This window comes from Actinacidiphila sp. bgisy167 (assembly GCF_057707665.1).
Genome location: NZ_JBYIQP010000220.1, coordinates 1 through 816 on the forward strand (window position 1 = coordinate 1; position 816 = coordinate 816).

1 protein-coding gene is annotated in these 816 nt (G+C 71.9%); it reads right to left on the reverse strand.

What is annotated here, in order from left to right; translation table 11 throughout:
• On the reverse strand, positions 1-816 hold an 816-nt coding region (locus AC3ET4_RS30880), incomplete at both ends, for an IS1380 family transposase (protein ID WP_431955288.1).

An 816-nucleotide genomic window follows, 5' to 3' on the forward strand; every position in this document is an offset into this window, starting at 1 on the left:
GTGGCGAAGGCCGTCAGGCGCATGCCGTCGGCGTCGGTGATTCGCAACTGGGCTCCGGGGTGTGGCCGTTCCTTGCGGACGATCAGTCGTATCCCTGTCGGCCAGCCCTTGAGGCAGTCGCCGTCGAGTTCGGCGATCCAGGCGCCGTCGCGGATCTCGCCGGCGGGTTCGACGGCCGGCGTCCAGGCCGATGCCGGGGCCTTCAAGACGGCCTGGTGAATCTGCTCGGTGATGGTCATGCCGACCGAGTAGGACAGCCACCGGCCGCGGGCGGACAGCCAGTCGAGGAACTCGTGGGTGCCCCCGCCGGAGTCGGTGCGGATCAGCGTCTGCCGTCCGCGCCGATAGGTCTTCGGTAGCTGGGCCAGGGCCAGTTTGGTAGCGGTGATGTGGTCGGCGGCGGTGTTGGAGCCCGCGTTCCCCGGCCGCAGCAGCCCGGCCACCGGCTCACCGGACCCGTCCCGGCCGTGGTCGACGAACCCCATCAACGGGTGGTGCCCGTAAGTCTTCTTCCAGGTCGGCCTCGCGTCCTGCTTCTCGGAATGCGCGATCACCAGCACCCCGTCCAGGTCCACGACCACCTGCCCGGCCGCGTCCGGCGCCGCGTCACCGGCCACCTGCCAGACGTGCTCCCGCACGGCCGCGCGGGCCGCACGGATCGCGGCCAGCGCGCGGTTGCCGCCGGCAGCCAGGGTGTCGATCAGCCGGGACACCGTCGGATCGGAGGCCACCGGCCCGAACACCGCGGGCTCGGCCCGCAACATCCCCACATCGGCCAGGCAGTCTCCACCCAGCGCGACCGCCAGCGCCACATCG